At 41.6% G+C, this 6777-nt stretch carries 6 protein-coding genes; 3 read left to right on the top strand and 3 right to left on the bottom strand.

Going from position 1 to position 6777, the window contains the following annotated elements; genetic code table 11:
• Positions 1 to 92: 92 nt before the first annotated feature.
• Both rfbC and HU824_RS18850 read right to left on the bottom strand, forming a co-directional pair.
• A complete protein-coding gene (rfbC, locus tag HU824_RS18855) occupies positions 93 to 671 on the bottom strand; it encodes a dTDP-4-dehydrorhamnose 3,5-epimerase (protein WP_176469689.1) in 579 nt (192 codons plus the stop codon).
• Between the two features lie 4 nt (positions 672 to 675).
• A complete protein-coding gene (locus tag HU824_RS18850; protein ID WP_176469688.1) occupies positions 676 to 2091 on the bottom strand; it encodes a capsule assembly Wzi family protein in 1416 nt (471 codons plus the stop codon).
• Positions 2092 to 2325: 234 nt separating this feature from the next.
• On the opposite strand from HU824_RS18850, the gene HU824_RS18845 reads away from it, so the two are divergent.
• The 3 genes from HU824_RS18845 (at position 2326) to uxaC (ending at position 5773) form a co-directional block, all read left to right on the top strand.
• Positions 2326 to 3426: an SPOR domain-containing protein gene (locus HU824_RS18845; protein WP_176469687.1), complete on the top strand. Its 1101-nt coding sequence runs from the start codon at positions 2326 to 2328 to the stop codon at positions 3424 to 3426.
• 51 nt (positions 3427 to 3477) lie between these two features.
• On the top strand, positions 3478 to 4011 hold the full coding sequence (locus tag HU824_RS18840; protein ID WP_136010146.1) for an FHA domain-containing protein: 534 nt from the start codon (positions 3478 to 3480) through the stop codon (positions 4009 to 4011).
• A 355-nt stretch (positions 4012 to 4366) separates the two neighbouring features.
• Positions 4367 to 5773, top strand: coding sequence for a glucuronate isomerase (gene uxaC / locus HU824_RS18835; protein WP_176469686.1), 1407 nt, complete (start codon positions 4367 to 4369; stop codon positions 5771 to 5773).
• 41 nt (positions 5774 to 5814) lie between these two features.
• On the opposite strand, the gene HU824_RS18830 is transcribed toward uxaC, so the two are convergent.
• A complete protein-coding gene (locus HU824_RS18830; protein WP_176469685.1) occupies positions 5815 to 6504 on the bottom strand; it encodes an HAD family hydrolase in 690 nt (229 codons plus the stop codon).
• Positions 6505 to 6777: the final 273 nt, after the last annotated feature.

Raw genomic sequence — 6777 nt, 5'->3', positions numbered from 1 at the left:
AAAAGAATTTTTAGCAGGTCTGGTCTGAAACCGAACAGAACTTTTAATACTAAACTTATCAAAGAACTCTTTGGCATAGTGGCAGAAGCCGCTTAGCCGATATGGTGAATTTTTAACGGACTATTATCATAATAGACCGCATCTTTAAACGATACGGCATGTCCGTCTTTATCTGACAATAGAAGCTGTTCCGCAGCAACGGGCCATTCAATGCCGATGCTTTCATCGTCAAAACGGATGGATGCCTCGGATTGCGGTGCATATACGTTGTCTACCTTGTAAGTAAAGACAGCTTCATCACTCAGCACCAGAAAACCGTGGGCAAAGCCACGCGGAATGAAGAACTGTCTCTTATTCTCCTCACTCAGTTCCACACTGACATGCTTTCCGAAAGTGGGAGAAGATTTTCTTAAATCGACAGCCACATCCAGTACCTTTCCTTTTATGACACGTACCAGTTTAGCCTGGCTGCAATCACCCTTTTGGTAATGCAGACCACGTAATACCCCGAAAGAGGACTTGGACTCATTATCTTGAATGAAGTGAACATCTCCGACATGTGCACGGAACTCTTCTTCCTTAAATGCTTCCATAAAATATCCGCGGGCATCGTGGAATACTTTCGGCTCAATCAGCCATACACCATCAATCTCTGTTTGTATATAGTTCATTTTCTTAAAATGTTTTATGTACTTTCAGTTGGAATCCGAAATTGTCTCCATATATCTCCCCCATATCCAATGCAAGGGATGCGTTGAAGCACCAGCCTTTCCATTTGCGGGGAGTATAGTAAAACGATGCAAAAGTAGAAAAATTTTCTAATATATCAGGTATCGGACGGTGAGGAGTTCCCCAAGTTCTGCTGTGGGACAATTTTGCTATGTATCTCCACTCACTGCTGATGTCACCGCTCCATCCCAGATGCAAGGCCTTAACGCGATTGTATTTGAAACTCATATTGCCATCCTTATTATAGATAGGCGATGCTATCAACGGATTGGCTATCGCCATACCCCAATGTACCCACCCTGGGTAGTAACCGTTGTTGTAATAGTTGTCGGCGCCTCCGGTCTTATTTACTACGGAATTCTGCAAACCGTGCAGAGGACCGCTCATGTTGGTCGTTTGGAGATATTCGATAACGATTCCATTGATAGCCTGGGTATGGTTGGATTTATATTCCACCCCCCATAAGCCATCCCATCCGTTGAGTTTGGCCATAGCGGAGAAGTCGTCGAAGTGATTGTCCAGATAGGCGCTGATGGAGAAATCTTCCTTAGGACGATAAGTCATTTTGACATATTCGCTGCCCAGAAAATTGCCTTGGAAAGCCAGATGTTCACCTACCGGTCCGTCTTCACGCCCGTGGCCGGGGAAGAATACGCGTATGTAATCCTTCCATCCGTTGCCCAAGTCCCCCGGTTCGGCTCCTCCAATCTTATATCCTCCGAATTGGGTGTCGAGAGTCATTCCGAGTTCCAACTGCCATTTTCCTTCGGGTATGCCGATACGCAGAAACCCTTCTTTATGATGATATTTGATGTTCTTGGTATACCAGTATTTCTCTCCGACTTGTTCCCGTTGGTATTTATTGTCTGTAAACCACCCGTACGAGATTTCTCCTTTCAGGCCTAAACGGGGCAGCAACTGTACATACTCGGGTATACCTATCTGTACCTGTGGAATGGGACGTGCATTGCCCGACCAGGTCATGCCGCCACTGCTCAGTTCTTGATTCAGTAATGGGGAATTCCGTTCTTTACTGCCGACAAAGAATCCGAACCATTTATAGCGGATGTCTGCATAAGCCTGTTGTACAATGAAGGAAGTAGTGAATCCCGCTACCGCTGCCACATCTAGTGCTTCCTCAAATCTCCATTTTCCAAGTTTGTGTTTATGGAATACACCTCCACGCATGTAAGTGTTGTTGTCAAGCGAAGTGAGTCCTTGCTGGTTGCTGACCTGCCAAAGAGGGGTATTTGCACCAGTATGCAGAGTTACTCCATATTCCAAGAATGAAGACAATTGCTGTGCCAGCATCGTGCTCTTTCCTACAGACAAGAAAACCATCAGACAGAAGATAATACGCATAATAGTTTTAGTTAAATATTTAGGTTTGTATACTCTTACAAGGGCAATTATCCTTCTATTCTTGGCGAGCATAGTAAAACTATACAAAAGTAGAAATTTTTCTGGTAAAAAACCTCTTTCCTTATCGAAATACCTCTTGAAAATGCATTTTCAAGAGGCAGTGTTTATAATTTTTTAGTAAGAAAAAAAGCTCTGAAACTGGCGTATATCCGATATTTCCGCTACTTTTGTAGCATGATTGAATTAGCACAACATATAGAAATATTGTTATTGGAGAACGATTGTGTCATTGTTCCCGGCTTGGGAGGATTTGTAGCCCATTATACGTCGGCAATGAGAGTAGCGGAAGAAAATATTTTTCTGCCTCCTACCCGTATCATCGGCTTTAATCCTCAATTGAAGATGAATGACGGATTACTTGTACAATCTTACATGGCTGTCTATGATACCGACTTTTCCGATGCTACGCGGATTGTAGAAAAAAAAGTGTCGTATATAGTCACTGCTCTCCATGAAGAAGGCAAGGTGGATTTGCCCAACATTGGCGAATTGCGTTACTCCATTCACGGCACTTATGACTTTGCTCCCTATGACCACAAGATAACTACTCCCTACTTATATGGACTGGATAGTTTTGAAATACAGGAACTGGCAGAACAGAAGAAACCGTATACGGAAAAGACCGTCCGTTATTCTGTTCCAGTTGTGCCGGAAGACAAAAAGCGAAAGTTTGAGATTAAATTCAACCGTTCCTATTTGCTGAATGCAGTTGCCATGGTTGCAGTGGTCGCCTTGTTTTTCTTTTTGTCTACACCGATAGAAAATACAGAAGTGATTGAAGGAAATTATGCGCAACTACTTCCGAATGAACTTTTCGAGATGATAGAAAAGGAATCACTTGCCATTAATCCGATTGTTGTCAGCCAGAAGGCCGACATTCCGAAAGCGTCGGCTCAAACACACACGAGGCTGCAGGCAAAGAAAGAGGTAGTTCCGGTTATTCTCCAACCTAAGCAACAGACGGCAGAAGTGTCCTCTGCATCTGCAACAACAAAAAGTGAAGTTCAAAAGACAACTACAGAGAGTGTAGCTCCGTTACTTGTCTCCGCAAAGAAATACCATGTCATCATTGCCAGTGTAGGTACAGAGAAGGATGCCGAAGCAATGGCAAAGCAACTGATTGAAAAAGGTTATCCTCATGCAAAAGCAATCGTTGGCAATGGTAAAATGCGTGTCAGCATTAAGTCTTGCGATACAGAAACAGAAGCATATCAGGAGTTGAACAGAGTTCGCCAGAATAAAACGTATAAGAACGCTTGGGTATTAAAGAAGTAGAAAGTAATCTACCCTTGCCTTATTTTTTAATTCTTTAATTTTTTAACTATCATGAAGCGTATCCGTTGTCCTAAATGTGAGAATTACCTAACATTCGATGAAACCAAGTATACCGAAGGCCAATCGCTGGTTTTTGTATGCGACCAGTGTAAGAAGCAGTTCAGTATCCGTTTAGGCAAATCAAAGATGAAAGCCCCTCAAAAAGAAGAACGTCCGGATGAAGCAGAGTTTAAAGAAGCCTTTGGCAGCATCACGGTCATTGAGAATGTGTTTGGTTTTAAGCAGGTGCTTCCATTGCAGGAAGGTGACAATATCATAGGCCGGCGTTGCGTGGGGAATGTTATAGAAGTACCGATTGAGACTTCGGATATGAGTATGGATCGGCGTCACTGTATCATTAATGTAAAGAGCAATAAGCAGGGAGCGTTGATTTATACCTTACGCGATGCTCCCAGCCTGACGGGAACTTTCCTTAATAATGAAATTTTGGGTGACAAAGACCGCATTCGCATTGACGATGGAGCCATCGTAACCATTGGCGCCACTACTTTTATATTGCGGGCAGCAGAGCAGGAAAATCTTTAGACGAAAAAGAAAACTGTGGCTTAATATTTTCCATCAACTGTGGCATAAACAAGCAGACCGTACAAAAGGAGTTTTTTGTACGGTCTGCTTGTTTATGCCACAGGAATGAAAGAATACCTTTTATAGTATTCCTGCATACCTCTTTCTTGGATGGATTTTAAGAAGCAAGACTAACACAGCAGTATGAATACAAAGATTCGGATTATTTTGTTTCTCCAAGTAAAATTTCTACTTTTGTGTTCGATAACGGTTAATAAAATTGAAAACAGTTATCAAGTCTATTATATTCACAATCAACACCATATAGATATAATGAATAGAAAGTAATATTTTTAGATACTTAAAGCACAAAAAGATGAAAAACTTTATGGACGAAAACTTCTTGTTGCAAACGGAAACAGCACAGAAGTTGTATCACGAGCATGCGGCTAAGATGCCGATTATCGACTATCATTGTCACCTGATTCCTCAAATGGTGGCGGAAGATTATCAATTTAAGTCACTGACTGAAATCTGGTTGGGAGGTGACCACTACAAGTGGCGTGCTATGCGTACCAATGGTGTGGACGAACGCTTCTGTACCGGTAAGGATACTACAGATTGGGAAAAGTTTGAGAAGTGGGCCGAAACTGTACCTTATACTTTCCGTAATCCGCTGTACCACTGGACTCATCTTGAATTGAAGACTGCTTTTGGAACCGATAAGATTCTGAATCCTCAAACAGCTCGTGAAATTTATGATGAATGTAATGAGAAGCTGAAACTGCCCGAATATTCTGCCCGTGGCATGATGCGCCGCTATCACGTGGAAGTGGTTTGTACTACGGATGACCCTATTGATTCTTTGGAACATCATATTAAAACACGAGAAAGCGGCTTTGAAATCAAAATGCTGCCCACTTGGCGTCCAGACAAGGCAATGGCAGTGGAAGTTCCTGCCGATTTCCGCATATACGTAGAAAAATTGGCCGAAGCGAGCGATGTAGCTATTTCCAGTTTTGACGATATGGTTGTAGCCTTGCGTAAACGTCACGATTTCTTCGCAGAACAAGGTTGTAAACTGTCTGACCACGGAATTGAAGAATTCTATGCCGAAGATTATAGAGAAGCAGAGATTAAGGTTATATTTAATAAAGTATATGGCGGTGCCGAATTGACGAAAGAAGAAATTCTGAAATTCAAATCGGCCATGCTGGTTGTGTTTGGCGAAATGGATTGGGAGAAAGGTTGGACACAACAGTTTCATTATGGTGCTATTCGCAACAATAACAGTAAGATGTTCAAGCTATTAGGACCTGATACCGGTTTTGATTCCATTGGCGAATTTACTACAGCAAAAGCCATGGCAAAATTCCTCGACCGTTTAAACTCCAATGGTAAACTGACCAAAACTATTCTTTATAACTTGAATCCATGCGCTAATGAAGTAATTGCCACTATGCTGGGCAACTTTCAAGATGGGACGATTGCCGGTAAGATTCAATTCGGTTCCGGTTGGTGGTTCCTCGACCAAAAGGATGGTATGGAAAAGCAGATGAATGCCCTTTCTGTATTAGGCTTGTTAAGCCGATTTGTTGGTATGCTGACCGATTCCCGTTCCTTCCTCTCCTATCCGCGTCATGAATATTTCCGCCGTACATTGTGCAATCTTGTAGGCCGTGATGTGGAAAATGGTGAAATTCCTGTCTCCGAGATGGAACGCGTAAACCAGATGATTGAAGATATCAGCTATTATAATGCCAAGAATTTCTTCCAATTCTAACAGCACTAGTAAGCTATAAGTCATGCAGTTTAACTCATAACTTATAGCTTATCTAATATTTCTTTGATACTATCCAATTGTATAAAATTGGGATGTCGTATTTCCCCTTCATGTTGCTCGTATGCCCAAGTCACGTTGTATGGTACATGGGCAGCATACCCCCCAAGTTCCAATACCGGAAGTATGTCTGATTTTACAGAATTACCTATTATCAGGAGTTTTTCAGGCAGACAGCCCAATGTTTCAATCAGCCTCCGGTAATCATCGATTTTCTTGTCACTCATGATTTCGATATGATGGAAATATTCTTGCAGTCCGGAGGCTCCTATTTTCCTTTTCTGGTCGAACAAGTCCCCCTTAGTGGCCAACACCAATTTATACTTCCCATGAAGTGACGATATGGTCTCTTTCACGCCTCCCAGCAGTATGACCGGTTTCTGCAGTAGTTCTTGTCCCCATCCTATTACTTCCTCTATAAGATGTATACTTCCGTTTCCGTCTGTCACTTTGCAGATGGTTTCAGTCATACTGAGCATTATACTCTTCAGTCCGTAGCCATACATGTGCAGATTCTTCGTTTCTGTTTCGAGAAAACTTTGTGATATGGATGAAGCGGGCAGATACTGCCTTAAAAGGTTACAGAATTTGTGTTCGAACTCCTGAATATAAAGTTCGCTTTCCCACAGTGTATCATCAGCATCAAAAGCTATGAATTCAATTTTATCTTTCATGAATGGTCGTTTTTATAAAATTGTCCAAAGATACGGAGTATTCCATATAAATGAAAAGATAAATAGCGATAAATAGGAAGTTAATACTTTGTCTGCAGCTTTTTAGTAGATGACAAAAATTAAATATATGCTGTTAAACATTTAATTTTCAAGTGATTAAATCTGCAAAAGTCCCTGAAATTTAGTAATTTAAAGGAAAAGTTTGGCGACTTTTCTCCATGAAAACTACTAATTCCAAGGACTCAGTCAAAGTTAACCAAATCCTCCCGATTA

Source organism: Bacteroides sp. L10-4, from assembly GCF_013373675.1.
Lineage (GTDB): Bacteria > Bacteroidota > Bacteroidia > Bacteroidales > Bacteroidaceae > Bacteroides > Bacteroides muris.
The sequence above is the reverse complement of the archived record's forward strand: the minus strand, read 5'-3'. Positions and strand labels throughout refer to the sequence as shown.

Coding starts and splice junctions, on each gene's coding strand:
- rfbC (WP_176469689.1), bottom strand. CDS start 671: ATGAACTATATACAAACAGAGATTGATGGTGTATGGCTGATTGAGCCG.
- HU824_RS18850 (WP_176469688.1), bottom strand. CDS start 2,091: ATGCGTATTATCTTCTGTCTGATGGTTTTCTTGTCTGTAGGAAAGAGC.
- HU824_RS18845 (WP_176469687.1), top strand. CDS start 2,326: ATGATTGAATTAGCACAACATATAGAAATATTGTTATTGGAGAACGAT.
- HU824_RS18840 (WP_136010146.1), top strand. CDS start 3,478: ATGAAGCGTATCCGTTGTCCTAAATGTGAGAATTACCTAACATTCGAT.
- uxaC (WP_176469686.1), top strand. CDS start 4,367: ATGAAAAACTTTATGGACGAAAACTTCTTGTTGCAAACGGAAACAGCA.
- HU824_RS18830 (WP_176469685.1), bottom strand. CDS start 6,504: ATGAAAGATAAAATTGAATTCATAGCTTTTGATGCTGATGATACACTG.